The organism is Microbacterium umsixpiens (assembly GCF_053543675.1).
The window spans coordinates 8,850-9,501 of the sequence record NZ_JBLVOH010000032.1; the positions used below are offsets into that span (position 1 = coordinate 8,850).

At 70.1% G+C, this 652-nt stretch carries 1 protein-coding gene; it reads left to right on the forward strand.

All coding sequences use genetic code 11. From position 1 onward, the window contains the following. Window positions 1-62: 62 nt before the first annotated feature. Window positions 63-652 (forward strand): 2'-5' RNA ligase family protein (locus tag ACNPM4_RS03380; RefSeq protein WP_448984695.1); only part of this gene is annotated, 590 nt, incomplete at its 3' end.

Sequence of the window (652 nt, forward strand, 5' to 3'; positions counted from 1 at the left end):
GGGGCCGTTCGTGTTTCGGTCTCCGTTTCCGCACAGGTGACGCGCGACCCTAGGCTCTCGGCATGCGCCGACCGTTCATGGACACCCCCGACCAACTCGCGAGCCTGGAGGGCCAGCAGTACCTCGTGCTCCGGCCCACCGCGGGCGTCGGCGAGGTCTATCGCGACGTCCAGGATGCTGCGCTCGCGCGCCTCGGCATGCCGGCACGGCGTCCGCACACCGGGCACGTCACGCTCCGAGGGTTCTACGAACCTGAGCGGCGCGCGAAGCTGGCCGAGCTGATCCGCTCATGGGCAGCACGGCAGTCTCCGATCGAGGTCGTCGCCGAGGCCGTCGACGAGTTCCCCACGCCCTGGCAAATCCTGATCGTCCGCCTCGCCCGCAGCGCCTCGCTCGTGTCGGCCTACTCGACCCTGACCGCCGCGCTCGATGCCACGGACTTCCGACGCCTCGGCGAACTACCATTGGCCGACTGGACGTTCCACCTGTCCGTGCTCTACGGCAAGACCCTCGATGCCGCCGAGTGGGGCGCTCTCGCGCAGGCCGAGTTCCGCGTGCTCCGGCCCGCACCGGCCGAGGTCATCACCGAGGCCGAACTGGTCTGGTACCAGGACGGCATCGAGCACGCCGAGGTCCTGCCACTCGGCGGCTG